This window comes from Nocardioides sp. (assembly GCF_041600255.1).
Taxonomy (GTDB): Bacteria; Actinomycetota; Actinomycetes; order Propionibacteriales; family Nocardioidaceae; genus Nocardioides.
On sequence record NZ_JBFIKK010000004.1, the window covers coordinates 15,885 to 41,562 of the forward strand.

Here is a 25,678-nt window from a genome sequence, read left to right on the forward strand (position 1 = left end):
TCATGCCAGGGCGTCCTCCAGCGCCGTCACGAAGGCGGGCAGGTCGGCGGGGCTGCGGCTGGTGATCAGGTGCTCGTCGATGACGACCTCCTCGTCCAGCCAGGTCCCGCCGGCGTTGCGGACGTCGTCGGCGATCGAGGGGTAGCTGGTCAGTCGGCGCCCGGCGACCAGCCCGGCCGAGATCAGCAGCCACGGCCCGTGGCAGATCACGGCCAGCGGCTTGCCCGACGCGGCGAACGCCCGGACGATCGCCTGCGCCTGCTCGTCGGTGCGGATCGTGTCGGCGTTCACGGTCCCGCCCGGCACCACCAGCGCGTCGTACGCCGCGGGGTCGAGGTCGGCGAAGGTGGCGTCGACCTCGAGCTGCTGGGTCTGCTCGGTGTCGCTGCGCACGCCCTGGATCGGTTCGGTGCTCGTGGAGTGGACCCGAACCTCCGCACCGGCCGCACGCAGGGCGTCACGCGGCTCGACGAGCTCGGACTCCTCGACATGGTCGGTGGCGATGATCGCCACCCTCTTCCCGGTCAGGTCGCTCATCGGCGCTCCTCGTGCTCGACTGCAGGGACCCCGCCGTCGTACCCGCCACCGGGGCCGGGGATGCCTCAGTCGGTCAGGCTGGTCGCGGTGGTGCGCAGCAGGCGCAGGGCGCTCCGGGCCCACGCGTCCGAGGCGCCGGCGAGGCCACAGGTGGGCGAGACGACCAGACGGTCGCCGACCAGGCCCTGGTCGAGGCCGGTCATGTCCAGCCAGCGGAGCACGCCCTCGGTCAGCACGGCGTCGTTGGGCGCCCTCTCGGGAGCTGTCGACGGCACGATGCCCAGGGCCACGGACTCGCCCGCGTCCAGGGCCTCGGCCAGCACGTCATGGTCGGCGGCGGAGAGCTGGTCCCGGTCGACCACCAGGCCGCGGGCGCCGGCGCCGCGCAGCAGCTGCAGCGGCGTGCCGGGGGCGCAGGAGTGCACCCACGGCTCGGCCCCCTCGTGGGCGATCGCGCCCAGCACCCACTCCAGGTGCTCGGAGGCCTCCGGCGGGTGCACGGTGCGGTGGCGCCCCCAGCCCGAAGCGGTGGGCACCTTGCCGCCGAGCACCGACGCCAGAGCAGGCTCATCCACCTGGACCACGAGCCGATCGACGCCCGGCAGGCGGCGTCGTACGTCGCGGACGTGGTCGCGCAGTCCCTCGGCGAGCGCCTGGGCCAGGTCGCGGCGGGCACCGTGGTCGGAGAGGATCTTGTCCCCGCGGTGCTTCTCGACGCATGCCGCCAGGGTCCACGGCCCGGCCACCTGGATCTTGAAGGCACCGGTGTAGCCGTCGGTCTGCTCCTCGAGCACGTCGAGGTCCTGGGCCAGCAGGCTGCGAGCGCGGCGGTGGTCGACGCCGGAGGCGTCGGTGAGCCGCCACCCGGCCGGCTGCAGGTCCGCTCCCAGACCCGAGACGACGGCGAGCCCGCGGCCGGTCATCGAGGCGATCGCCCCGCGACCCGGGACCTCGGGCAGGTGGGCCAGCTCGCGCAGCTCGTCCAGGACGACGCGGACGGCGGTCAGGAAGGCCTCGTTGTCGTCGCCGGGCATGGAGCCGACGCCGGTGGCGCGGGTCATCGGGCCACCCGCTCGGTGGCCGCGATCGTGGCCGAGCCGACCACCCGGGTGCCGTCGTAGATCACGGCCGCCTGCCCGGGCGCGATGCCGTACGCCGGGTCCAGCAGCTCGATGGCGACCTGGTCGTCGACACCGACCGTCACCACGGCCCGGTGCTCGTCGCCGTGGGCCCGCAGCTGGACGGTGCCGTGCAGGGGCTCGCTGGGCACGGTGCCGCACCAGCGGGCCCGGATGCCGGCGATCCTGTCGATGGCCAGCCGTTCGCGCGGACCGACCGTGACCGTGCCGGAGACCGGCTCGATGTCCAGGACGAAGCGAGGCTTGCCGTCGGGGGCCGGCGTACCGATCCGCAGGCCCTTGCGCTGGCCGATGGTGAACCCGTAGGTGCCCTCGTGCCGGCCCAGCACCTCGCCGGTGCCGTCCTCGACGATGTCGCCCCCGTCGTTGGGCGCCCGGTCCCCCAGCTTCTCGCGCAGCCAGCCGGTGTTGTCGCCGTCGGCGACGAAGCAGATGTCGTGGCTGTCCGGCTTGTCGGCCACGAGCAGCCCACGTCGCTCGGCCTCGCGGCGGACGTCGGGCTTGGTCGAGTCGCCGAGCGGGAACATCGAGTGGGCCAGCTGCTCCTGGGTGAGCACCCCGAGCACGTAGGACTGGTCCTTGCCGTGGTCCACCGCGCGGTGCATCTCGATCAGCCCGTCCGGGCCGGTGTGCAGCTGGGCGTAGTGGCCGGTGGCGACGGCATCGAAGCCGAGCCCCAGGGCGCGGTCCAGGACGGCGGCGAACTTGATCTTCTCGTTGCAGCGCAGGCAGGGGTTGGGGGTGCGCCCGGCGGCGTACTCGTCCATGAAGTCCTCCACGACGTCCTCGTGGAAGCGCTCGGAGAGGTCCCAGACGTAGAACGGGATCCCGATCACGTCGGCGGCCCGTTGGGCGTCGTTGCTGTCCTCGATCGTGCAGCAGCCGCGGGCGCCGGAGCGGTAGGACTGCGGGTTGCGCGAGAGCGCGAGGTGGATGCCGGTGACGTCGTGGCCCGCCTCGGCCGCACGAGCGGCCGCGACGGCGGAGTCGACGCCGCCGGACATGGCGGCGAGGACCTTCATGCCCGCTTCACTCCTTGCGGCGCCTTCGCTGCCCGGGCGCGCTCGACGACAGGACCGATCGCCTCGAGCAGGCGCTCGAGATCGGCGTCGGTGCTGGTGTGGCCGAGCGAGAAGCGCAGCGAGCTGCGGGCCTGCTCGTCGCCGCGGCCCATCGCCAGCAGCACGTGGGAGGCCTGCGGGACGCCGGCCGAGCAGGCCGAGCCGGTGGAGCACTCGATGCCGCGGGCGTCGAGGAGCATCAGCAGCGAGTCGCCCTCGCAGCCGGGGAAGGTCAGGTGGGCGTTGCCGGGCAGGCGCAGCTCGGGGTGGCCGTTGGCGACGGCGTCGGGCACGGCCGCCAGCACTCCGGCCACCAGGTCGTCACGCAGGCGGCGCACCCGCTCGGCGTGCTCGGCCTGGTGCTTGACGGAGAGCTCGACGGCGGCCGCGAGCCCGGCGATCGCCGGGGTGTCGATGGTGCCGCTGCGGATGTCGCGCTCCTGACCGCCGCCGTGCACGAGCGCGGTCACCGCGACCTCGCGCCGTACGACGAGGGCGCCGACGCCGTACGGACCGCCGACCTTGTGGCCGGTCAGCGTGAGCGCGTCGACCCCGGAGGAGGCGAAGTCGACCGGAACCTGCCCGACCGCCTGGACGGCGTCGGTGTGCACCGGGATGCCGTGGGGTGCGGCGAGGGAGACGACCTCCTCGATCGGCTGGAGGGTGCCCACCTCGTTGTTGGCCCACATGATCGAGATGACCGCGACCGAGCCGGGATCGCGCTCGATCGCGTCGCGCAGCGCGTCGAGGTCCAGCCGACCCTCGCGGTCGACCGGGATCAGCTCGACCTCCGCGTCGTCGCGCTGGTCGAGCCAGTCCAGCGGGTCGAGGACCGCATGGTGCTCGATCGCACTGGCCAGGATGCGGGTACGGGCGGGATCGGCGGCCCGACGAGCCCAGAAGATGCCCTTGAGGGCGAGGTTGTCGGCCTCGGTGCCGCCGGAGGTGAAGACCACCTCGCCGGGGCGACAGTTCAACGCGCGGGCGATGCGCTCGCGGGACTCCTCCACCACCCGGCGGGCCCGGCGCCCCGACGCGTGCAACGAGCTGGGGTTGCCGACGTCGAGCAGGTGAGCCGTCATCGCCTCGACGGCCGCGGGCAGCATGGGCGTCGTCGCGGCGTGGTCGAGATAGACGGTGTGGGCAGGGGTGTTCATCGCGTCGACCAGCGTACGGCGTGCCGCCAGCGGTGCCCACATCGTCCCCACGCCTCGCCCCCGCCGAGGGTCCGGCGCAGGGACCGGCGCAGGGACCGGCGCAGGCGTGCGAACTAGCGGCGGGCGACCTGCGCCACCACGGCGAGGTGGTCGGACCCGGGCAGGGTGACGGTGTCCACGGAGATCGCGGCCATCCGCGGCCCCACCAGCACGTGGTCGATCTGCACCATCGGCGGCACCGGGAAGCCGAACGCGCGGATCAGGCCGTTGGCCGGCCAGGTGGGCTGGAAGAACGCGTTGGTCCGCTCCGCGGCGGACCGCCAGCCGGCCGAGGCGAGGTCCTGCATCGGCTGGTGGTCGAGGGTGGCGTTGAAGTCCCCCACGATCAGGTCCGGCTGCAACCGCTCGGCCGCCTCACCGATCACGGCGTGGTCGGCACGCCACTTGCCCGACACGGTCGGCGAGAAGGGGTGCACGGCCATCAGGCTGAGCCCGTCGACATCGACGCGCCAGGACTCGTGTCCGGTCTCCAGCGGTGTCGCCAGGCCCATGGTGAGCCGAGAGAACACCATGGTGCCGTCGGCGTCGTAGTCCGAGGAGCCCCCGATCCGGAACGGCAGCAGCTCGGAGATCCCGGCCTCGTCCATCTCGGCGACCTCGGCGGTGGTGACCTCGGCGAGCACCAGCACGTCGACGTCCTGCTCCTCGACGGCGCGCACGATCTCGTCGCCGGGCACGTTGCCGGCGAAGACGTTCGCGGTCATCACCGTGATCGGCACGGCGTCGGGCGCGGGGGGCGGGTTGCTGCCCACCATCCGCGGCGAGAACCAGGCCAGGTGCAGCGCCAGCCCGACCAGCGCGAGCAGGGCGACCACCCGCCACACCGGGCGCGCGCCCTCGGCTCGGGGCACCAGCACCAGGCCCACCAGCGAGACGACCAGCAGCGCGGCGTACAGCGGGATGCCGAAGGGGGTGAACGACTCGATCCGCAGCGCCCGACCGTTGCTGTCGTCGGTGAGCCGGCTCAACGTGAGCACGAGACCGGCGATCAGGGCCGGGGACACCAGGAGGAAGAGGGCGGCATGGAGCAGGGCCCCGCGGCGGGTCGCCGCCGAACGCGACACCGAGGTCGCCCGGTCCACGCTCACAGCAGCACCAGGTCGTCGCGGTGCACGACCTCTCGTTCGTACGCCGCACCGAGTTCGCGTTTGAGGTCCTGGGTGGACTTGCCCACGAGCCGGGGCACCTCCTCGGCGTCGAAGTTGACCAGGCCGCGCGCGACAGCGACGCCGTCCGGCCCGCACAGGTCGATCGGATCCCCGGCCGTGAAGCTGCCGGTCACCGCGGTGATCCCGGCGGCGAGCAGCGAGGCCCGCCGCTCCACCACGGCCTTCACGGCCCCGGCGTCGAGCAGCAGGGTGCCCTTGGCCTCGGTGGCGTGGGCCAGCCAGAGCAGCCGCGTGGGCCGTCGGCGACCGGTGGCGTGGAAGAGAGTGCCCACCGACTCCCCCGCCAGCGCGTCGGCTGCACGCTCGGCGGAGGCCAGCACGACCGGGATGCCGGCGCCGGTGGCGATCCGGGCGGCCTCGACCTTGGTCTCCATCCCACCGGTGCCCACCCCGGCCGGGCCGGCCGGACCGATGCGTACGGCGTCCAGCTCACCCAGCGCGGTCACGTCACCGATCAGCGTGCTCCCGGGCAGGCCGGGGGGCGCGTCGTAGAGACCCTCCACGTCGGAGAGCAGGACAAGCAGGTCGGCGTGGACCAGGTGGGCGACCAGCGCCGCCAGCCGGTCGTTGTCGCCGAAGCGGATCTCGGTGGTGGCCACGGTGTCGTTCTCGTTGACGATCGGCACCACGCCGAGCTCCAGGAGCTTGGAGAAGGTCTGGTGGGCGTTGCGGTAGTGCGCGCGGCGGGTGACGTCGTCCAGCGTGAGCAGCACCTGTCCGGCGATCAGACCGTGCCGCGCGAGCTCCTCGGTGTAGCGGTGCACCAGCAGGCCCTGTCCCACCGACGCGGCGGCCTGCTGGGCGGCCAGACCACGGGGACGACGGGCCAGCCCCAGCGGAGCCAGGCCGGCCGCGATCGCCCCGGAGGAGACGAGCACGACCTCGGCACCCGAGGAACGCAGCTGGGCCACGGCGTCGACCAGCACCCGGACCCGTTCGGGGTCGATCCCACCGGCTGCCGTGGTCAGCGAGGAGGACCCGATCTTGACGACGACACGCTTCGCGGCGCGCACCACGGCGCGGCTCGACGCAGGCACGGACGCGGGCACGTTCAGTCGGTGTCGTCGTCGACGAGCGTGCCGGGGTCGTTCTCGACCCAGTCGGGGTCCTGCTCGGTGCCGACGGCGTACGACGTGGGGCCGTAGACGTCGGGCTTGTCGAGGCGGCGCGCCACGTCCGCCCGGGTCTCGGTCTCGCTGCGGTCGCCCATCGCCTCGTCGATCGCCCGGCGGCGCCCGTGGGCGGGCCGCTTCTCGTCGAAGCGCTGGTCCTCGCCGCGGCGACCGAGCATCTCGGCACCGGCGTCGATCCCGGGCTTGAAGTCGAAGACCACCGCGTCGTCGGGGTCACCGATGAGCACGGTGTCGCCCTCGACGGCGCCGGCCTTGACCAGGGCGGTCTCCACCCCGAGCCGGTTGAGCCGGTCGCTGAGGAAGCCGACGGCCTCGTCGTTGCTGAAGTCGGTCTGGCGGATCCAGCGCTCGGGCTTCTCGCCGCGCACCCGCCAGCCGGCACCGGTCTTGGTGACGGTGAAGGAGTCGCTGCCGTCGGCGGAGGCCGGACGGAGCACGATCCGCTTGGTCTCGACGACCGGCTTGGAGGCACGCGACTGCGCCACGATCTCGGCCATCGCGAACGTGAGCTCGCGCAGACCCTCGCCGGAGGCGGCCGAGACCGGGATCACCCGGAGCCCGCGCTCACGCAGCTCGTCGATGGTGATGTCGGAGATGTCCCGGCCGTCGGGCACGTCGATCTTGTTCAGCGCGATCAGCCGGGGCCGGTCCTCCAGGCCGCCGTAGCGGGAGAGCTCGTTCTCGATGATGTCGAGGTCCTCGACCGGGTTGCGGCCGGGCTCCATGGTGGCGGTGTCGATGACGTGGACCAGGGCCGCGCAGCGCTCCACGTGGCGCAGGAAGTCATGGCCCAGCCCGCGGCCGTCGCTGGCGCCCTCGATCAGGCCCGGCACGTCGGCGACGGTGAAGGTGGTCTCGCCCGCCGTGACGACGCCGAGGTTCGGCACCAGGGTCGTGAAGGGGTAGTCGGCGATCTTCGGCCGGGCCCGGCTGATCGCGGCGATCAGGCTGGACTTGCCGGCGCTGGGGAAGCCAACCAGCCCGATGTCGGCCACGACCTTGAGCTCGAGGACGATGTCGACCTGGTCGCCGGGCTCGCCGAGCAGGGCGAAGCCGGGGGCCTTGCGCTTGGCCGAGGCCAGGGCCGCGTTGCCGAGACCACCGCGACCGCCCTGGGCGATCACGAGCTCGGTGCCGGGGCCGACCATGTCGGCGAGCACGGTGCCGTCCTTGGTCGAGACGACCGTGCCCTCCGGGATCGGGAGCACGATGTCGCTGCCGTGGGCGCCGTTGCGGTGCGAGCCGGCCCCGTGGCCGCCGTTCTCGGCCTTGCGGTGCGGGCTGTGGTGGTACTCCACCAGCGTGGTGACGTCGGGGTCGACCCGCAGGATCACCGAGCCGCCGGGGCCACCGTTGCCACCGTCAGGGCCGCCGAGCGGCTTGAACTTCTCGCGGTGCACCGACGCGACACCGTGCCCGCCCCGGCCGGCGCTGACGTGCAGCGTGACCTGGTCGACGAACGTCGGGACAGCCATGGGATTCCTTGCCGGTGCCTGAGGTGTGCGGGGGTGCTACGGAGGTCGTGCGGAGATTCTGCCCGAGAAATGCCGAAGGGCGTCCTGGCTTCAGGACGCCCTTCGGAGAAATCGAGGTGTTCGAGAGAGCGTCAGTTCACTCGCCCGGGACGATGTTGACGACCTTGCGACCACGACGGGTGCCGAACTCGACGTTGCCGCCGATCAGGGCGAACAGGGTGTCGTCGCCGCCGCGGCCGACGCCGCTGCCCGGGTGGAAGTGGGTGCCACGCTGGCGGACGATGATCTCGCCGGCGTTGACCAGCTGGCCGCCGAAACGCTTCACGCCGAGACGCTGGGAGTTCGAGTCGCGACCATTCTTGGTCGAGGCTGCGCCCTTCTTGTGTGCCATGAGTTCAGTCCTTTACCTGGAGCCGTCAGTGAGCGGAGCTCACAGGGAGATGTCGGTGACCTTGACCTGGGTGTACTTCTGACGGTGACCCTGGCGCTTCTTGTAGCCGGTCTTGTTCTTGTACTTCTGGATGATGATCTTCGGGCCCTTGGTGGCGCCGAGGACCTCGACAGTCACGGAGGCCTTGTCCAGCGACGTCGCGTCGGCGGTGATGGTCTCACCGTCGACGGCGAGCACGACGGGAAGGGACAGCGTCTGGCCCACCTCGGTCGTCACCTTGTCGATCTCGATGACGTCGCCAACGGCAACCTTCTGCTGCTTGGCGCCTGCGCGCACGATCGCGTACACCGCGGTCTCCTTCGTCGGTCTTGCATGAACGTCCAGGTCTGAGGGCCTCGCCCACGCTCCGGACGACCGCGAGGTCGTACGACGGGGTGGAGGTGACACACAGGAGGGGCGACGCCGGAGCGCGCACCGAGGTTCAATAGTACGGATGGGACGGCCACACCGCAAAACGGGATGCTTCCTGCGGCGGACCAGGTCGTCCCGGCGCGGGTTGCGCCGGGACGACCCGTGCTGGCTCAGCGCTTGCGCGAGCCCTTCTTCTTGATCGGGACGTGCTCGACGTGCTCGCCCTCGGGCTCCGCGCCCGTCTCGGCAGGGGTGGATTCCCCCGCCTCGACGCTCGGCGGGCCGGCCGGACGGGCCGCGCTGCGGCCACGGGTCCGGGTGACGACCTTGGGAGCGGCGGCCGGGGCTGCCGCGACGACCGGAGCCGCCTCGGCGACCGAGGCCACCTCGGTGGTGACCGGCGTGACCGGGGTCATCGTGGTGACCGGTCGGCTGGCGCTGCGCCGGCGGGTGGTGGTGACCACCTTGGGCGCTGCTGGGGCGGCCTCGGCGGGCGCCGGCTCCGCGGCGGACTGCTGTTCTGCGGGCTGCTCGGCGGGCTGCACAGCGACCTCGGCAGGCGTCTCGTCCGGCGCCGCCACGGGCGCCTCGACGGGCGCCACGGCCTCGGTGGACGTGGGCTCCGTCGTGGTGGCCGAGGAACGCCCCCCGCCGCGGCGACGCGACCGGGTGACGACCTTGGGCGGCTCGGTGGAGGCCGGGGTCTCCTCGGCCGACACCTCGCCGGCCTGCTCCTCGCCGGCCTTCTGCTGGACCGCGGGCTCGACTGCCTCGTCGACCGGGGCCTTCTCGGCGTTCTCGGGCTTGGCGACCGCCGCGACGTACGACGGCGAGGGGGTCGGCGCCGGCGGGGTGGCCTTGCCGCCCGAGCCGCCCTGGTTCTGGTTCTGGTTCTGGTTCTGGTCGTCGCCGTCCTGGCCGCGGCCCCGACCACCGCGCGATCGACGGCTGTTGCCGCCACCGCCACCACGACGCGAGTCGTCCTCGGCCGTCGTGGGCTCGACCGGAGTGTCCTGGATGACGACCCCGCGACCCTGGCAGTGCGTGCAGTTCTCGCTGAAGGTCTCGACCAGGCCGGTGCCGATCCGCTTGCGGGTCATCTGGACCAGGCCGAGCGAGGTGACCTCCGCGACCTGGTGGCGGGTCCGGTCGCGACCGAGGCACTCGACGAGACGTCGCAGGACCAGGTCGCGGTTGGACTCCAGGACCATGTCGATGAAGTCGATGACGATGATGCCGCCGATGTCGCGCAGCCGGAGCTGGCGCACCATCTCCTCGGCGGCCTCGAGGTTGTTCTTGGTGACGGTCTCCTCGAGGTTGCCCCCGGATCCGGTGAACTTGCCGGTGTTCACATCGACGACCGTCATCGCCTCGGTGCGGTCGATGACCAGCGAACCGCCCGAGGGCAGCCAGACCTTGCGGTCCAGGCCCTTGGCGATCTGCTCCTCGATGCGGTGGGCGGCGAAGGAGTCCTTGCCGTTGTTCGCCGACGGGTCGTAGCGCTCGAGGCGCTCCTCGAGGTCGGGCGCGAGGTGCTGGACGTAGCTCTGGACGGTGTCCCAGGCGTCGTCGCCCTCGATGACCAGCTTGCTGAAGTCCTCGGTGAACAGGTCGCGGACGACCTTGAGGGTCAGGTCGGGCTCGCCGTAGAGCAGCTGCGGGGACTGGCCCTTGAGCTTGGCCTCGATGTCCTCCCAACGCGCCTTGAGCCGCTCGACGTCGCGGGTCAGCTCGTCCTCGGAGGCACCCTCGGCCGCCGTACGGACGATCACGCCGGCGGACTCGGGGACGATCTCCTTGAGCAGCGCCTTGAGCCGGGCGCGCTCGGTGTCGGGGAGCTTGCGCGAGATGCCGCTGGTGGTGCCGTCGGGCACGTAGACCAGGAAGCGACCGGCCAGGCTGACCTGGCTGGTGAGCCGGGCACCCTTGTGACCGATCGGATCCTTGGTGACCTGCACGAGGACCGACTGGCCCGAGGAGAGCACGGACTCGATCTTGCGGGGCTGACCGTCGCGGTGGCCCAGCGCCGACCAGTTGACCTCACCGGCGTAGAGGACCGCGTTGCGGCCCTTGCCGATGTCGATGAACGCCGCTTCCATCGACGGCAGCACGTTCTGCACCCGACCGAGGTAGACGTTGCCGATGATCGAGGTCTGCGACTCGCGCGAGACGTAGTGCTCGACGAGGACCTTGTCCTCGAGCACGGCGATCTGGGTGAGGTCCTTCTGCTGGCGGATCACCATGACCCGGTCGACGGCCTCACGTCGGGCCAGGAACTCGGCCTCGCTCACGATCGGCGCACGACGCCGTCCGGCCTCGCGGCCGTCCCGACGACGCTGCTTCTTGGCCTCGAGGCGCGTGGAGCCGGAGATCGCGGTGATCTCGTCCTCCGCGTTGCGCTGGCGGCGCACCCGGGTGACGGTGTTCTCCGGGTCGCCGGCGGCGTCCGGACCGTCGTCGCCGGAGCGCCGACGACGGCGCCGCCGGCGCGACGTGCCGCCCTCGCCGGAGTCGTCGTCGGAGTCGTTGCGGGACTGGTCGCCGGAGCGGTTGCCGCCGCGCCCGTCCTGCTTGCCGCCGTCCTGCTTGTCCTGCTTGTCCTGGTTCTGGTTGTTCTGCTGCCGGTCCTGGCCGTTGCCGCCCTGGTCGGAGCCGGAGTCCTGCGACTCACCGTCGCCGGACTTGCGCCGCCGACGCCCGCCGCGGCGGCGACGACGACGTCCGCCACCTTCGCCGTCGTTGTCCTGGTCGTCGTTGTCGCGGTCCTCGCCCTCGACCTCGCCCGCGTCACCGGTGTCGAGGTCTCCGCCGTCGTGGTCGTTGGTGTGCTTGCGGCCGCCACGGTTGCGCGCGCCGGAGGTCTCCTCCGGCGAGGCGTCGGCGGTGTCGGTCTCGTCGGTCGGCTCATCCGACGCCTCGTCACGGGCGGCAGCGGGCTTGCGGCTGCGGGTGCGCTTGGCCGGGGCCGGGGCCTCATCCGTGGCAGCGGGCGAGTCGGCCGACGTGTCAGCCGACGTGTCAGCAGGCGTCTCGGCGGACGCTGCCGCCTTGCGGGTACGCCGCACCGGGGCTGCCGCGGTCGGGTCGGGCGCCTTGAACAGCAGCATGGTGGGCGGGGCGGCAGCCACAGCCGCGGCTGCCTCGGCCTCGGCCTCGCCGGTCTCGTTCTCGGCCTCGTCCACGGCCGGCTCCTCGACAGGAGCGGCCACCTTCTTGGCGGGCGCCTTCTTGGCCGCGGCCTTCTTGGCGGGCGCCTTCTTCGCGGCCTTCTTCGCCGGGGCGGCCTCGTCGCCCGGCTCGAGCGCCACGTCGAGGGTGGGGTCCTCGGTGGTGGCCTCGGCAGCGGCGGTCTTCTTGGCTGCGGCCTTCTTGGCCGGCGCCTTCTTCGCAGCAGCCTTCTTGGCGGGCGCCTTCTTGGCAGCCGCCTTCTTGGCCGGTGCGGCGCTCGTCCCGGACGACGCGTCGTCCGAAGCTGCGGGGGTGGTCGAGTCGTCGACCGGGGTGTCGTCGAGCATGTTGCGCTCCTCGGCCCGCCGCACGAGGTGCGACCGGCGATCTGACGCCGCGGGCCCGACGTACTCAGGGCCGACGACGCAAAGCCTTCGGGTGGCGGCGACAGTCCCCGCTGCGCGTCACTGGGTCCCCGATGCGCCGCCTTCCGCGGTCAGCGGGCCGATGGGCGAGGTCCCTGTCACCGAACTCGCCCGGCCGCGTCGCGGTCCGGCGACGACGTGTCCCCTGTGTGCCGACCCATCGAGGGGGCGGCGAGATCGTCGTCGGGTCGACTTGGGCTGCGGAGCTTCGGGCCGAGCGCTACGCGCCCTGTCCTGGGACCCACCACCTGCTGTCAACCACCGCGAGTATCGCACACCACATCGCCAACTCCGCTACGCCGACGGACGCAACGGATCGCCGATCTCCCCGGTCTCGGGGTCCAGAGGCCCCTGCGCGAGCCGGGTCAGCAGCGGGGAGCCCTCGATCGAGAGCTCGGCCACCGAGGCGAGGCCGGTCAGGACGTCGTCGGGCCGGACGGCCGGTACGGCGTGTCGCAGCCGCAGGTCGAGCCGGACCGCCGCCTGGGGCGCCGCCTCGGGATCCGGGTCGGTGACGACCAGTGCGAGCACGGAGGCCCGGCAGTCGAACTCGCGCAGGCCCTTCTTCGTCATCCGCGAGACCGGCACGGAGTCGGCGGCGAGGAAGGCCGCCACCGCGGCCCTGGCCTGCTCGGGGTCGACCACGAGGTCGACCCACCAGTGGCTGGCCTGGAGCTGGTCGGCGAGCGCGCCCCCCGGAGACACGACGGTCTCCACGATGTCGAGGCCGTCGGGCATCGCCTCGTCCAGCGCGGCGTGCACGTCGGCGGGGTCCACGACCTGGGCCAGGGCCAGCTCGAGGTACTCGGCCTCGCTGGCGGACCCGGTCGGGGCGGCGCCGGCGTACGAGATCCGCGGGTGCGGGTTGAAGCCCGAGGAGTAGGCCATCGGCACCCGGGCGCGGAAGACCGCACGCTCGAAGGCGCGACTGAAGTCACGGTGGCTGGTGAAGCGGAGCCGGCCGCGCTTGGCGTACTGGATCCGGAGTCGCTGGACGGGTGGGGCTTGCTGTTCGGGCTGCTCACGCACCGGACAAGGCTACGGCGTGGGTGGCCCAACCACGCGATCGTGCCTCTGCGCCCGCGGCACCCCACCTATCCTTGGAGGCCAGACCCGCGACGAGGAGGCCGATGAACCGCTGGATCCACGCGGCCTTCGGGCTGCTGGTGCTCGGCCTCGTCGTCGGCATCGCCGTCGGCTGGCCCCGCCCGGCGCTCACGCCGGCACCCCCTGCGGGCGCCGGCGCCGGGAGCCTGCCGTTCACGCCTCCGGACTTCGGGGACGGGACGGACTTCGGGGACGGGACGGACTCCGGCTTCGGCAACGGCAACGGCAAGCGCAACGCGTCGCCCCGGGCCCGCGGCGGTACGACGGTCGTCCCCTGCCCCGAGCCCGGCCCGCCCGGGCGACTGTCGGTGCTGACCTTCAACATCCACGGCGGCCTCTCCCCTGCCGGCTACCGACTGGACCGGATCGCGGACGAGATCCGTGCCTGGGACGCCGACGTGGTCCTGCTGCAGGAGGTGGACCGCGGCCGCGCCCGGACCCGGTACGACGACCAGCCCACCCGACTGGCCTCCCGGCTCGGCATGAACGTGGTCTTCGGCCGCAACGTGATCTGGCCGCCACCCGCCCCCGGGCGACGTGAGCAGGAGTACGGCACCGCGATCCTGTCCCGGCTGCCGATCCAGAACTGGAGCAACGTGGCGCTCCCCCGGCAGCCGCGCCAGGAGCCCCGTGGCCTGCTGCGGGCGCGGGTGGCCGTGGGCGGGCAGTGGGTGGACGTCTACAACACCCACCTGCAGCACACCCGGGGCAACATCCGGATCGTCCAGCTGCGGGCGATCCGCCAGATCATCGCTGCCCATCCGTTCCCGGTCATCGTGGGTGGCGACCTCAACGCCACCCCCGACTCCCCCGCCCTCGCCGTGATGCGTGGCACCCTTGCCGACCCGTGGCCCCGGGTCGGCAACGGGGCCGGGCTGACCGTGCCGCCGCGGGTGCCGCGCCGACGCATCGACTACCTGCTGCACGGCCCCGGCTGGGTGCCCACCAGCGCCCGCACCTTCGTCTCCTCGGTCTCCGACCACCGGGCCGTCCGGGTGGAGTTCGACCTGCCCCTCCCGCAGTCGTGCCGCTGACCTCGGCCTGACAGCATGCGGCGGTGACTGTCCGCCGTACGTCAGTGCTGGTGCTCCTCGGGCTGGTGCTGCTCTCCTTCAACCTTCGCCCGGCTGCCGTCAGTGTCGGACCGGTGCTGGCCGAGGTGCGGGCCGGGCTGGGCATGTCGGCCCCGGCGGCCGGCCTGCTCACCTCGCTGCCGGTGCTCGCCTTCGCCCTCTTCGGCGCGCTGGCCCCGTGGTTCGCCCGACGGCTGGGCGTGCACCGGGTCACCCTGCTCGCCCTGCTGGCCGTGGTGGCCGGGCTCGGCGGTCGCGCCGTCGTCTCGGCGGCCCCGGAGTTCCTGGCACTGTCGATGCTGGCACTGGCCGGGATGGCGATGGCGAACGTGCTGCTGCCCTCCCTGGTCAAGCTGCACTTCCCCCACCGGATCGGCCTGGTCACCGCGATCTACACGACCGCTCTCGCCATCGGCCTGACCGGCGCGCTGACGCTGACCGTCCCGATCGCCGAGGCGTACGGCGGCTGGCGGGTCGGGCTGGGCACCTGGGCGCTCGTCGCCCTGCTGGCGGCGATCCCGTGGCTCGGGCTGGTGGCGCACGACCGGGCCCTGGAGCGGGCCCCGCGGGGCATCCGCTTCCTCGACGTGGCCCGGACCCGGCTGGGTCTGTCGATGGCGCTCTTCTTCGGCCTGCAGTCGCTGCAGGCCTACGTGATCTTCGGGTGGTTCGCGCAGCTGTGGCGCGACAACGGCTTCACCGCCGCGCAGGCGGGCGGGTTGGTCGGGCTGGTGGCGGCCGTGTCGATCCCGCTGTCGTTCTGGGCACCGCGCGCCGCCGCCCGCCGCGACGACCAGCGCGGGCTGCTGCTCGCCGTGATGGCCTGCTACCCGGTGGGCTACCTCGGGCTGATGGTCGCGCCGCACGCGTGGGCGCTGCTCTGGGCGGTCTTCGTCGGGATCGGGGCGGTGACCTTCCCGATCGTGCTCACCCTGATCGGGCTGCGCTCGCGCACCCCGGACGGGACCGCGGCGCTCTCCGGGCTGACCCAGTCGCTCGGCTACCTGATCGCTGCGGTCGGGCCGTTCGCCGTGGGCCTGCTCTACGAGGCGACCGGCGGCTGGACCTGGCCGTTGGCGCTGCTGATCGCGCTGACGCTCCCCCAGATGCTCCTCGGGCTCTATGTCGCCCGACCGAACCTGATCGAGGACCAGCTCGCGGCTCAGACGACCGCGAGGGGCAGCAGCTTCTGACCCGTCGGCCCGATCTGGATCTCGGTGCCCATCTCCGGACAGACGCCGCAGTCGTAGCAGGGGGTCCAGCGGCAGTCCTCGACCTCGACGTCGGTGGACGGGTCGATCGCGTCCTCCCAGTCCGCCCAGAGCCAGTCCTTGTCGAGACCGGAGTCGAGGTGGTCCCAGGGCAGGACCTCGTCGTACTCCCGCTCGCGGGTGGTGTACCAGTCGAGGTCGACCGGGGTGTCGGCCAGCGCCTTCTCGGCCGAGGCCACCCAGCGGTCGTAGGAGAAGTGCTCGCTCCAGCCGTCGAAACGGCCACCGTCGCGCCAGACCTCCTCGATGATCGCGCCCACGCGACGGTCGCCGCGAGACAGCAGTCCCTCGATGGTGCCGGGCTTGCCGTCGTGGTAGCGGAACCCGATCGCGCGGGCGAACTTCTTGTCGGCCCGGACGATGTCGCGCAGCTTCTTCAGCCGCTCGTCGGTCGTCTCGTGGTCGAGTTGCGCCGCCCACTGGAACGGGGTGTGCGGCTTGGGCACGAAGCCGCCGATCGAGACCGTGCAGCGGATGTCGTTGCGACCGGTCACCTCGCGGCCCTTGGCGATCACCTTGCGGGCGAGGTCGGCGATCTCGAGGACGTCCTCGTCGGTCTCGGTGGGCAGGCCGCACATGAAGTAGAGCTTCACCTGGCGCCAGCCGTGCGAGTACGCCGCCGCGACCGTGCGGATCAGGTCCTCCTCGGTGACCATCTTGTTGATCACCTTGCGCATCCGCTCCGAGCCGCCCTCGGGGGCGAACGTCAGGCCGGAGCGCCGGCCGTTGCGGGAGAACTCGTTGGCCAGCGAGATGTTGAACGCGTCGACCCGGGTGCTGGGCAGCGACAGCGAGACGTTCGAGCCCTCGTAGCGGTCGGCCAGGCCCTTGGCGATGTCTCCGATCTCGGTGTGGTCCGCGCTGGAGAGCGACAGCAGGCCGACCTCCTCGAAACCGGACTTGCGGATGCCGTTCTCTACCATCGCCGCGATCGTCTCGATCGAGCGCTCCCGCACGGGTCGGGTGATCATCCCGGCCTGGCAGAACCGGCAGCCGCGCGTGCAGCCACGGAAGATCTCGACCGAGAAGCGCTCGTGCACGGTCTCGGCCAGCGGCACCAGCGGCTTGGCCGGGTACGGCCAGGCGTCGAGGTCCATCAGCGTGTGCTTGCGGACCCGGAACGGGATGCCGGGACGGTTCGGCACGACGGCCTCGATGGCGCCGTCCTCGGCGTACGCGACGTCGTAGAACTGCGGGACGTAGACGCCGCCGCTGACGGCCAGCCGACGCAGCAGCTCCTGCCGACCGCCGGGCTCGCCCTCGGTCTTCCACTCCCGGACGACCTCGGAGATCGCGAGCACGATCTCCTCGCCGTCGCCGAGGACGGCCGCGTCGATGAAGTCGGCGATCGGCTCGGGATTGAAGGCCGCGTGGCCGCCGGCCAGGACGATCGGGTCCTGGTCGGTGCGGTCGACCGCGTGCAGCGGGATCCCGGCCAGGTCGAGGGCGTTGAGCATGTTCGTGTAGCCGAGCTCGGTGGAGAAGCTCAGGCCGAAGACGTCGAAGTCGCGGACCGGACGGTGCGCGTCGACGGTGAACTGCGGGATGCCGTCCTCACGCATCACGGCTTCCATGTCGGGCCAGACCGCGTAGGTGCGCTCGGCGACGATCCAGTCCCGCTCGTTGAGGACCTCGTAGAGGATCTGCACGCCCTGGTTGGGCAGGCCCACCTCGTAGGCGTCCGGGTACATCAAAGCCCAGCGGACGGTCTCCCCCTCGGGAGCGCACGACCACTCCTTGACGGTGGAGTTCAGCTCACCGCCGACGTACTGGATCGGCTTCGAGACCGACGGGAGCCGGGGCTCGAGGCGGGAGAAGACGCTCTCGGACGTGCTGGCAGACAAGGGGTACCTCTCATCGCAGAACGGGATCCCCCAAGGGTACGCGCGCCTTCGTGGCGCGGGCGATTTCGCGGGTCAGGAGCCCTCGTCGGCGAGCTCCTCGAGAGCCAGCCGGGCCGTCTCGAGCTCCTCCTGGGCCACCGCGATCAGGTCGGCCAGTCCGGCCACGCCGAAGCGGTTGGCGATGGACTGGACTGCCTCGGAGACAGCCGGGTCGACGGAGTGCTCGCTCATGGCTCCATCCAAACAGAGGAAGCGCGCGATTTGGCGACCACCACCCGGCTTCCTAACCTCAAGCCATGGCATCGAGGGCGTACTGGCCGGCACTGGACGGCCTGCGCAGCATCGCGGTCTACCTCGTGCTCCTCTTCCACAGCGGCGTGGCGTGGTTCGACGGCGGGTTCATCGGCGTCGACCTCTTCTTCGTGCTCTCCGGATTCCTGGTCTCCACGATCCTCCTCGACGAGCTGCACGAGACCGGTCGCTTGGACGTCTGGCGCTTCTACGCCCGTCGAGTCCGACGCCTGCTTCCGGCCGCCCTGGTCGTGATCGTGACCACGGCGCTGGTCTTCCCGTTGGTGGCACCGTTGCTGCGACGCCTGACGTGGGCCGGCGACGCACAGGCAGCCCTGCTGTACGTCGCCAACTGGCGCTTCCTGCTGCAGTCCAACGAGTACTTCGGCGCGGACGTCGACCTGTCGCCGTACCTGCACTTCTGGTCGCTCTCGATCGAGGAGCAGTTCTACGTCGTCTTCCCGCTGCTCCTGGTCGGCCTCTTCTGGCTCCGGCGTCGCTGGGCGCCGGCCCTGCTGGTCGGGGTCGTGGCCATCACGGTGCTCTCCCTGGCAGCGCAGCTCTACTGGGCGCCCCGCGACCTCAACCACGCCTACTACGGCACGGACACCCGGCTCTACCAGTTGATGGCCGGAGTGCTGGCCGCCCTGCTCTGGCGACGGTGGCGCGAGGCACCGCCCTCCCTGCGTGGCGCGGGCTGGGCCGCCCTCGCGGCGCTGCTGGCGATCTCGACCGCACTCGTGCCGGTCACCCCCAGCGTGCGCGGCATCCTCGCCACGCTCGCCTCGGTCTCGCTGGTGCTCGCCCTGATGACGCGCGCCGACGGCGGCCTGGACCGACTGCTCAGCGGGCGCGGCATCACCTACCTCGGCCGGATCTCCTACGGCACCTACCTGTGGCACTGGCCGGTCATCCTGCTGCTCACCGAGATCCTGGACACCAGCTCCTGGGTGATCGCGCTGCTGGCCAGCGGGGTCGCCACCGGACTCGCAGCCGCCTCCTTCGAGCTCGTCGAGCACCCCTTCCGCCGCTCACCACGGCTCACGCCGTTTCCCGTGCCGGTGCTGCTGACCGGCCTCACCGTCTCGGCCGTCATCGCCTTCACCCTGGCCCCGAGCGCCCTCAACTCCGAGCGCCGTCCGTCCCTGGTCGCCAGCGCCAGCGGTCAGCCGGTCAGCGGCACGGAGCTGAACGTGGACCGCCCGATCCCCGCCGACATCGACTGGCCCGGGCTGGCCAGCGACAACGGGGGTGAGGACCTGGCCTGCCGGCTGTCCTCGCTCGACACGTGCGTGGTGCACCGAGGCGACAGCGGCCTGACCGTGATGCTGGCCGGTGACAGCGAGTCCCGGATGCTGCGGCGGACGATGACCCGGCTCGCCCAGGAGCACGACTTCACGCTGGCGCTGAGCATCGTCGGCGGCTGTCCGTGGCAGCAGGGCGTGCAGAGCCTCTACGACACCGCCGCCGAGCGCGAGCGGTGCGCCTCTGCCCGCCGCGACCTCTACGAGGGCGTCCTGCAGGAGCTCGAGGTCGACGTCATCGTGCTCAACCAGGTGGCCCGGGACAAGGGGGCGTGGGAGACCAACCTGACCCGCCTCGACGGCACCACCCCGGGGCTGGCCGAGCTGAACCTGACCACGATCAACCAGACCCTGGCCACCATCGAGGAGGCCGGCGCCCAGGCCGTCATCGTGGAGACGCCGTTGATCGCACGCGACTCGCTCGGCAACCCGCTGGAGTGCCTCTCGGCGGCCGAGACGACCGACCAGTGCCGGGTGCCGATCAGCCCGCTGCACGACGTGGACGCCTACTACCGCACCGCTGCCGCGACATCGGAGGCGATTCACTCGATCACCCTGAACGACGTGATGTGCCCCGCCTGGCCGGTCTGCGACCCCATGCTCGGACGCATCCCGGTCTGGCGCGACGGGGTGCACTTCCACCCGCGGGCCCTGGTGCGCAAGCGGGACGCGATCTGGGAGAAGCTCACCGCGACGGGCGCCTTCGAGCCGGCGTCCTGAGCCGTCGGGTCGCCGAGGGTCAGCGACCGGCCAGCACCCGGGTCGGCATCACGTAGCGCGTCGGCACCGACGCGGTCGAGCGCAGGTGGATGTTCTGCAGCAGCCCGATCGCGAGCATGCCCGCGAACATCGAGCTGCCGCCGTACGACACGAACGGCAGCGGCACCCCGGTGACCGGCATGATCCCCAGGCACATGCCGACGTTCTGGAACGCCTGGAAACCGAACCAGCAGGCGATGCCCGCGGCCGCGACCCGCCCGAACACGTCGTCACTGGCGGCCGCGATCGCGAGGGCTCGCCAGATCACGATGCCGAGCAGCCCGATCAGGATCGCCGACCCGACCAGGCCGAGCTCCTCGCCGGCGACGGTGAAGATGAAGTCGGTGTGCTGCTCGGGCACGAAGCCGGAGCGGGTCTGGGAGCCGTTGAACAGGCCCTGACCGAAGAGGCCGCCGTTGCCGACCGCGATCCGGGCCTGCTCGACGTTGTAGCCCGCGCCCCGCGGGTCGAGGTCGGGGTTCGTGAACGCCAGGAAACGGTCCACCTGGTACTGCTTGAGCAGTCCGGCCGCCACCGCCGCCACGCCGGCCGTCACCGCGCTGCCGGCGAGCAGCAGCAGCCAGCGTCGCGGCGCCCCGGAGACCGCGATCACGCCGAAGACCGTGGCGCTGAGCACGAGCATGGTGCCGAGGTCGGGCTGCAGCATGATCAGCGCGGCCGGGATGCCGGCGATGAGGAGCATGCCGACCACCTCGACGGTGCCCACCCGGCTGCGCCAGCGTCCCTCGGAGCGTTCGGCCAGCAGCAGGGCCATCCCGATCACAACGGCGAGCTTGGCGAACTCCGAGGGCTGCACCGAGGCGCCGCCGAACTGGAGCCACGACCGGGAGCCGTTGATCGTGCTGCCCATGGTGAGCACCAGGACCAGGCCGACGATCGAGGCGAGGTAGACCAGCGGCGCCGCGATCCGGACCCAGCGGTGGTCGGTGGCCAGCACGATCACCAGCAGCACCAGACCGATCGCGATGTTGACGACCTGCTTCTCCAGGTACGCCGTGGGCTGGCCGAAGTTCAGGTCCGTGCGGTGCGAGGTGGCCGACCAGACCAGCAGCGACCCCAGGGTGACCAGGGCGAGCACGGCCAGCATCAGGATCCAGTCCAGGCCGGGCGCCCGCAGGGCCGGACGGGTGCTGCGCGAGGAGGTGCGGGAGCTCACGGGTCAGTCCTTCCGCGCGGGCGGCAGGATCGAGCCGTCCTTCATGAACGTGGGCAGGCGCTTGGGGGGCGTGGTCCCCGGAATGGCGGCACGCGCCGGCGACACGGTCTCGCCCTCGATGCCGTAGAGCGTCTCCCAGATGGCGCGCACCGACGGGCCGCTGGTGCCCGAGCCGGTGCCACCCTGGCTGACCATCATCACCACGACGTAGTCGTCGCTGTACGAGGCGACCCACGAGGTGGACTGCTTGCCGTAGACCTCCGCCGAGCCGGTCTTGGACCGGACCACGACCTCGTCGAGCGGGAACCCGATCAACCGCCAGGACATGGTGCCTTGCCGGCTGACGCCCTTGAGCGCCTCGTCGATGAAGGCGATCGTCTCGCGCGGCGCCGGCACCCGGCCCGCCTTCCGGGGCGCGAAGCGGCGGATCACCTCGCCGTCGGGAGCGACGATCGCCTTGGCCACCTGCGGCTCGTAGAGGGTGCCACCGTTGGCCAACGCACCGTAGGCCCGGGCGAGCTGGAGCGGGGTGACGATGGTGTCGCCCTGGCCGATCGCGAAGTTGACCGCGTCCCCGGCCCGGTAGGCGTAGCCCTCGATGCAGAACTCACGGGCGAAACGGTGCAGGAAGTCCTGACCGGGCTCCTTGCCGATCTTGCAGTAGTAGTCCTTCTGCGACTCGTAGTAGGCCCGCTTCCACGTGCGGTCCGCGATCCGGCCCGAGGACTCGCCGGGGATGTCGATCCCGGTGGGCTTGCCGAACCCGAAGGCCTTGGCCTCCTCGACCAGCGGGTCCCTGGCCTTCACGTCGGCGACGTCGGAGCCGTAGCGACGCCAGTAGTCGTAGCCGATCCGGTAGAAGAAGGTGTTGCAGGAGACCTCCAGGGCCTTGGCGAAGCCGATGAAGCCGTAGGCGCCGGACTCGTAGTTCTTGAAGTCCCGGTTGCCCACCCGCACCGCGGAGGAGCAGTTCAGCCGGGCGTCACGGCGGTAGCCGTTCCGCAGCGCTCCGGAGGTCATGAACGGCTTCCACGTCGAGCCGGGCGCGAACTGGCCCTGGGTCGCGCGGGCAAGCAGCGGCGTGCCCGCCTTCTCGGAGTAGAGCCGCGCGAGCTGCTTCTTGGTGATGCCGCCCACCCAGACCGAGGGGTCGTACGTCGGCTGGCTGGCCATCGCCACCACGCGACCGGTCTTCGCCTCGAGGACGACGACCGCGCCGGAGTCGGCGACGTAGTTGCGGCCGGTGACGGTGTCCCGGGTGGCCCGGGCCTGCTTGATCGTGGCCGCGAGCTGGCGCTCGACCTCGCCCTGCACCTTGGCGTCGATCGAGGTCACCAGCGTGTCGCCCGGCTGCCCCATGACCTCGCCGTCGTCCCCGAGCACCCGACCCATGGAGTCCACGGCCACCCGCCGGTAGCCCGGCATGCCGCGCAGCCAGCGGTCGTACTGCTTCTCCACCCCGGCCCGCCCGACGGACGAGGCGCCGTTGACCGAGCGGTCGCCGTCGGCGCGCGCCTGGTCGTACTCCGCCTCGGTGATCGGGCTGAGGTAGCCCAGCACGTGGGCGAGGTTCACGCCGAACGGTCGCGGGTAGGCGCGCACGCTCTGCTGCTCGGCCAGGATCGCCGGGAAGTCCTCCGGCTGCTCGAGGATCCGCAGCGCGACCGGCTGCGCGACGTCGCGAGCCACCGGGACGGGCTGGTACGGCGATCCGTTCCAGCAGGTGCCGACCACGCTGCCCTCGTCGCCGCAGGTGACCAGCTTGCGCCGGATCCGTTGCGGGCTCTGCCCGACCACCTCCGCGAGCCGCGCAACCAGCGCCTTGCGCTGGCGGGTCGACATCTTGCCGAGCATCGTGCGGTCGACCGAGACCACCCAGGAGGTGCGGTTCGCGACCAGCGGGCGGCCGACGTCGTCGACGATCAGCCCACGCTGCGGCTGCACCACGATCTCGCGGACGGACTGGGACGCGGCGCGGGCGATGTACTCCTCGCCGGTGACCACCTGGAGGTAGTAGAGCCGGGTGAAGAGCGTGGCGAAGAGCGAGAAGACCAGAACCTGGATCACGACCAGCCGCAGCCGGCCGCGCGTCGTCGACACGCTCGGACCCCGACCGCTCGAGGGACCCATCAGGCGGTCCGGACGGGTTCGAGCCGCTGGAACATCGTCATCACCGGCGGCAGCACGAACGGCGTGAGCAGGACGTCGAAGGCCACCGCCACCACGATCACCTGGAGCATCTCCGTCACCGGCAGGACCGGGTCGCGCAGCAGCATCCCGCTGAGCGCGAAGACCGAGGTGCCGATGAACGAGGTCGCGGCCACGGTGGCGATCACCGCGGTCGCCGTGGGCCGGGTCTCCTGGCGCACGCGCCCGGCGACATACCCGACGATCACCAGGGCCAGCGCCCAGCGACCGGCCACGTGGTCGGCCGGCGGGGCGAGATCCAGGGCGAGGCCGGCGACGAAGCCGAGCACGGCCGCGAACTGGGCACCCCGGGTGAGCGCCGCGCCCACCACCACGAGCAGACACAGGTTGGGCACGATGCCCTGCCAGGCCAGGTGCGGGAAGAGCGAGACCTGGAGGATCAGCGCGACCACGACGGCGAGCGCCGCGACCGCGGCCCGCAGGCCGGTCACTGCAGGGTCCCGTCGGCCTCGATGACGGCCCGGTCGCTGAGCGTGCCCGAGGGCACGATCACCCCGACCAGGTCGAGCGAGCCGAAGTCGACGTACGGCGCGATCACCGCCCGCTGGGTGGTCTCGCGCAGGCTGCGGAAGACCGAGGTCACCCGCCCGACCGGGATGCCGGAGACGTAGGGCGCGCCGCCCTGGCTGCCCCAGGTCACCACGGTGTCGTTGCGGGCCGGGATGACCGAGCCGTCGACCAGCTCCAGGTCGAGGCGGCCCTGGCGGCCGAGCACGCCGCGGCCCTGCAGGAAGCCGAGCTCCATGCTCTCGCCGAGCCGCGACCCCACCACCGAGTCGGGGTCCAGGATGAGCAGGACGGTGGCCGTCGTACGGGTCACCCGCAGGATGCGACCGACCAGACCGTCGTTGTTGATCACGGTCATGTCGGGGCGTACGCCGGCCGCGGAGCCGGCGTCGATCGTGACGGTGCGAGAGAAGGACTGGGAGGGACCCAGCGCCACCACGCGGGCGGGCACCAGGGCGTAGCCCAGCGTGCCGGCGGCGGCGGTCAGGCCTTCGTACTCGGCCAGCCGGTTGCGGTCGAAGCTCGCGGTCGCCGCCTCGGAGCGCAGCCGGGAGTTCTCGGCCTCGAGATCGGCCAGCTCGCCCTGCAGCGACTGGCGGGAGCGGAACCAGGCAGGCACCGAGGTGAACGGCCGGACCAGCGTCGCCGTACCGGTCTCGACCGGGCCCAGCGCCTCGCCGACGACGCGACGGGCCGGCTCCATCGGCGAGTCGGGACCGCCGTGGTAGTCGAGCGTGACCAAAGTCAGGCAGGCCAGCACCAGGGCGACCATCAGGCTCCGGGGCGGGCGTCCACGCTGGTCGAGCTGGTCCGAGCCGCGCCAGCGCTTCTCACGGTCGACCATCAGAACCGCCGGGGCTCGGTGACCAGCACCTGCTGGAGCGCCTCGAACTCCTCCACGCAGCGACCCGCGCCGCGGGCGACCGACGAGAGCGGGTCCTCGGCCACGTGGACGGGCATCCCGGTCTCGTGGCGCAGGCGCTCGTCGAGACCACGCAACAGCGCTCCCCCACCGGTCAGCACGATGCCGCGATCCATGATGTCGCCGGCCAGCTCGGGCGGCGTCTGGTCGAGGGTGGTGCGGACGGCGTCGACGATCGCGTGCAACGGCTCCTCGATCGCCTGGCGGATCTCGGCGCTGGAGACGCTCACCGTGCGGGGCAGGCCGGAGACCATGTCCCGGCCGCGGATCTCGGCCTCGGGCTCCTGCGGCAGCGGGACCGCCGAGCCGAGGGTCATCTTGACCTCCTCGGCCGTGCGCTCGCCGAGCATCAGCGAGTACTCCTTCTTCATCCACGCCACGATCGCGGCGTCGAGGTCGTCGCCGGCGGTGCGGATGGAGAGGCTGGTGACGATGCCCCCCAGGGAGATCACGGCGACCTCGGTGGTGCCGCCGCCGACGTCGACGATCATGTTGCCGGTCGCCTGGTGCACCGGCAGCCCGGCACCGATGGCGGCGGCCATCGGCTCCTCCACGATGTAGACCCGGCGGGCGCCCGCCTGGTAGCCGGCCTCCTTCACCGCACGCTGCTCGACCGCGGTGATCCCGCTCGGCACGCAGATGACCATCCGTGGCTTGGCGAAGTAGCGGCGACGGTGCACCTGCTGGATGAAGAAGCGGAGCATCTGCTCGGTCGCCTCGAAGTCGGCGATCACGCCGTCCTTGAGCGGGCGGATGGCAGCAATGTTGTCGGGCGTGCGCCCGATCATCCGTTTGGCCTCGTGGCCGACCGCCAGGATCTCGCCGGTGCTGGCGTTCAGCGCGACGACGCTCGGTTCGTCGAGCAGGATGCCCTTGCCGCGGACGTAGACCAGGGTGTTGGCGGTGCCGAGGTCCACGGCCATGTCCCGGCCGATGAAGCTGTTCGCCATGTGCTGCCGCCTGGATCGTGATGGTGCTGCTGGGGAAGTGGTGACCCAAGGCTAAGGAGCGCAGGCGACCTCCCCCGGCAGGACACGCGCCGGGCAGGTCAGGAAATGCTGGGTGTCGGGCTCGGAGTGCTGCCCGTTT

21 protein-coding genes are annotated in these 25,678 nt (G+C 71.9%); 3 read left to right on the forward strand and 18 right to left on the reverse strand.

Going from position 1 to position 25,678, the window contains the following annotated elements:
- The 11 genes from ABZE72_RS00965 to ABZE72_RS01015 all read right to left on the reverse strand — a co-directional run bounded on the left by ABZE72_RS00965 (position 1) and on the right by ABZE72_RS01015 (position 13,155).
- Positions 1-537, reverse strand: coding sequence for a type 1 glutamine amidotransferase domain-containing protein (locus tag ABZE72_RS00965; protein ID WP_372727138.1), 537 nt, complete (start codon positions 535-537; stop codon positions 1-3).
- Positions 538-602: 65 nt separating this feature from the next.
- Positions 603-1,598, reverse strand: a complete 996-nt coding sequence (locus ABZE72_RS00970; RefSeq protein WP_372727139.1) for a methionine synthase — start codon at positions 1,596-1,598, stop codon at positions 603-605.
- Positions 1,595-2,698, reverse strand: a complete 1,104-nt coding sequence (mnmA, locus tag ABZE72_RS00975) for a tRNA 2-thiouridine(34) synthase MnmA (RefSeq protein WP_372727140.1) — start codon at positions 2,696-2,698, stop codon at positions 1,595-1,597. The genes ABZE72_RS00970 and mnmA overlap by 4 nt, the downstream gene beginning before the upstream one ends.
- Positions 2,695-3,936 carry a cysteine desulfurase family protein gene (locus ABZE72_RS00980; protein ID WP_372727141.1) on the reverse strand — a complete coding sequence of 414 codons (1,242 nt, stop codon included), beginning with the start codon at positions 3,934-3,936 and terminating at the stop codon, positions 2,695-2,697. Before ABZE72_RS00980 ends, mnmA begins: the two co-directional genes overlap by 4 nt.
- Before the next feature lie 71 nt (positions 3,937-4,007).
- Positions 4,008-5,042, reverse strand: coding sequence for an endonuclease/exonuclease/phosphatase family protein (locus ABZE72_RS00985; protein ID WP_372727142.1), 1,035 nt, complete (start codon positions 5,040-5,042; stop codon positions 4,008-4,010).
- Positions 5,039-6,160 (reverse strand): glutamate 5-kinase, encoded by a 1,122-nt coding sequence (gene proB, locus ABZE72_RS00990; RefSeq protein WP_372727143.1) that lies wholly within the window; start codon positions 6,158-6,160, stop codon positions 5,039-5,041. Before proB ends, ABZE72_RS00985 begins: the two co-directional genes overlap by 4 nt.
- A gap of 14 nt (positions 6,161-6,174) precedes the next feature.
- Positions 6,175-7,731, reverse strand: coding sequence for a GTPase ObgE (gene obgE, locus ABZE72_RS00995; RefSeq protein ID WP_372727144.1), 1,557 nt, complete (start codon positions 7,729-7,731; stop codon positions 6,175-6,177).
- A gap of 136 nt (positions 7,732-7,867) precedes the next feature.
- Positions 7,868-8,122, reverse strand: coding sequence for a 50S ribosomal protein L27 (rpmA, locus tag ABZE72_RS01000; RefSeq protein ID WP_372727145.1), 255 nt, complete (start codon positions 8,120-8,122; stop codon positions 7,868-7,870).
- Between the two features lie 39 nt (positions 8,123-8,161).
- Positions 8,162-8,470: a 50S ribosomal protein L21 gene (rplU, locus tag ABZE72_RS01005; RefSeq protein ID WP_372727146.1), complete on the reverse strand. Its 309-nt coding sequence runs from the start codon at positions 8,468-8,470 to the stop codon at positions 8,162-8,164.
- Between the two features lie 233 nt (positions 8,471-8,703).
- On the reverse strand, positions 8,704-12,048 hold the full coding sequence (locus ABZE72_RS01010) for an Rne/Rng family ribonuclease (protein ID WP_372727147.1): 3,345 nt from the start codon (positions 12,046-12,048) through the stop codon (positions 8,704-8,706).
- A gap of 372 nt (positions 12,049-12,420) precedes the next feature.
- Positions 12,421-13,155: a TIGR03936 family radical SAM-associated protein gene (locus ABZE72_RS01015; RefSeq protein WP_372727148.1), complete on the reverse strand. Its 735-nt coding sequence runs from the start codon at positions 13,153-13,155 to the stop codon at positions 12,421-12,423.
- A gap of 101 nt (positions 13,156-13,256) precedes the next feature.
- Between ABZE72_RS01015 and ABZE72_RS01020 the strand changes: the two genes are divergently transcribed.
- Together ABZE72_RS01020 and ABZE72_RS01025 are read left to right on the forward strand one after the other, a co-directional pair.
- On the forward strand, positions 13,257-14,267 hold the full coding sequence (locus tag ABZE72_RS01020) for an endonuclease/exonuclease/phosphatase family protein (RefSeq protein WP_372727149.1): 1,011 nt from the start codon (positions 13,257-13,259) through the stop codon (positions 14,265-14,267).
- Positions 14,268-14,290: 23 nt separating this feature from the next.
- Positions 14,291-15,499 (forward strand): MFS transporter, encoded by a 1,209-nt coding sequence (locus tag ABZE72_RS01025; RefSeq protein WP_372727150.1) that lies wholly within the window; start codon positions 14,291-14,293, stop codon positions 15,497-15,499.
- Here ABZE72_RS01025 and ABZE72_RS01030 read toward each other — a convergent pair.
- Both ABZE72_RS01030 and ABZE72_RS01035 read right to left on the reverse strand, forming a co-directional pair.
- Positions 15,469-17,421 (reverse strand): TIGR03960 family B12-binding radical SAM protein, encoded by a 1,953-nt coding sequence (locus ABZE72_RS01030; protein ID WP_372727151.1) that lies wholly within the window; start codon positions 17,419-17,421, stop codon positions 15,469-15,471. The two genes, ABZE72_RS01025 and ABZE72_RS01030, sit on opposite strands and share 31 nt — an antisense overlap.
- A 72-nt stretch (positions 17,422-17,493) precedes the next feature.
- Positions 17,494-17,652: a hypothetical protein gene (locus ABZE72_RS01035; RefSeq protein WP_372727152.1), complete on the reverse strand. Its 159-nt coding sequence runs from the start codon at positions 17,650-17,652 to the stop codon at positions 17,494-17,496.
- A 65-nt stretch (positions 17,653-17,717) separates the two neighbouring features.
- Between ABZE72_RS01035 and ABZE72_RS01040 the strand changes: the two genes are divergently transcribed.
- Positions 17,718-19,736: an acyltransferase family protein gene (locus ABZE72_RS01040; protein ID WP_372727153.1), complete on the forward strand. Its 2,019-nt coding sequence runs from the start codon at positions 17,718-17,720 to the stop codon at positions 19,734-19,736.
- Between the two features lie 19 nt (positions 19,737-19,755).
- On the opposite strand, the gene rodA is transcribed toward ABZE72_RS01040, so the two are convergent.
- Genes rodA through ABZE72_RS01065 form a run of 5 tightly spaced genes read right to left on the reverse strand, consistent with a single transcriptional unit; the run spans position 19,756 to position 25,539 of the window.
- A complete protein-coding gene (rodA, locus tag ABZE72_RS01045; protein ID WP_372727154.1) occupies positions 19,756-20,952 on the reverse strand; it encodes a rod shape-determining protein RodA in 1,197 nt (398 codons plus the stop codon).
- A gap of 3 nt (positions 20,953-20,955) precedes the next feature.
- Entirely contained in the window at positions 20,956-23,052 is a 2,097-nt protein-coding gene (mrdA, locus tag ABZE72_RS01050; protein WP_372727155.1) for a penicillin-binding protein 2, read from the reverse strand.
- A gap of 29 nt (positions 23,053-23,081) precedes the next feature.
- Positions 23,082-23,591 carry a rod shape-determining protein MreD gene (gene mreD, locus ABZE72_RS01055; RefSeq protein WP_372727156.1) on the reverse strand — a complete coding sequence of 170 codons (510 nt, stop codon included), beginning with the start codon at positions 23,589-23,591 and terminating at the stop codon, positions 23,082-23,084.
- Positions 23,588-24,511: a rod shape-determining protein MreC gene (gene mreC / locus ABZE72_RS01060; RefSeq protein ID WP_372727157.1), complete on the reverse strand. Its 924-nt coding sequence runs from the start codon at positions 24,509-24,511 to the stop codon at positions 23,588-23,590. The genes mreD and mreC overlap by 4 nt, the downstream gene beginning before the upstream one ends.
- Positions 24,511-25,539 carry a rod shape-determining protein gene (locus ABZE72_RS01065; protein WP_372727158.1) on the reverse strand — a complete coding sequence of 343 codons (1,029 nt, stop codon included), beginning with the start codon at positions 25,537-25,539 and terminating at the stop codon, positions 24,511-24,513. The genes mreC and ABZE72_RS01065 overlap by 1 nt, the downstream gene beginning before the upstream one ends.
- Positions 25,540-25,678: the final 139 nt, after the last annotated feature.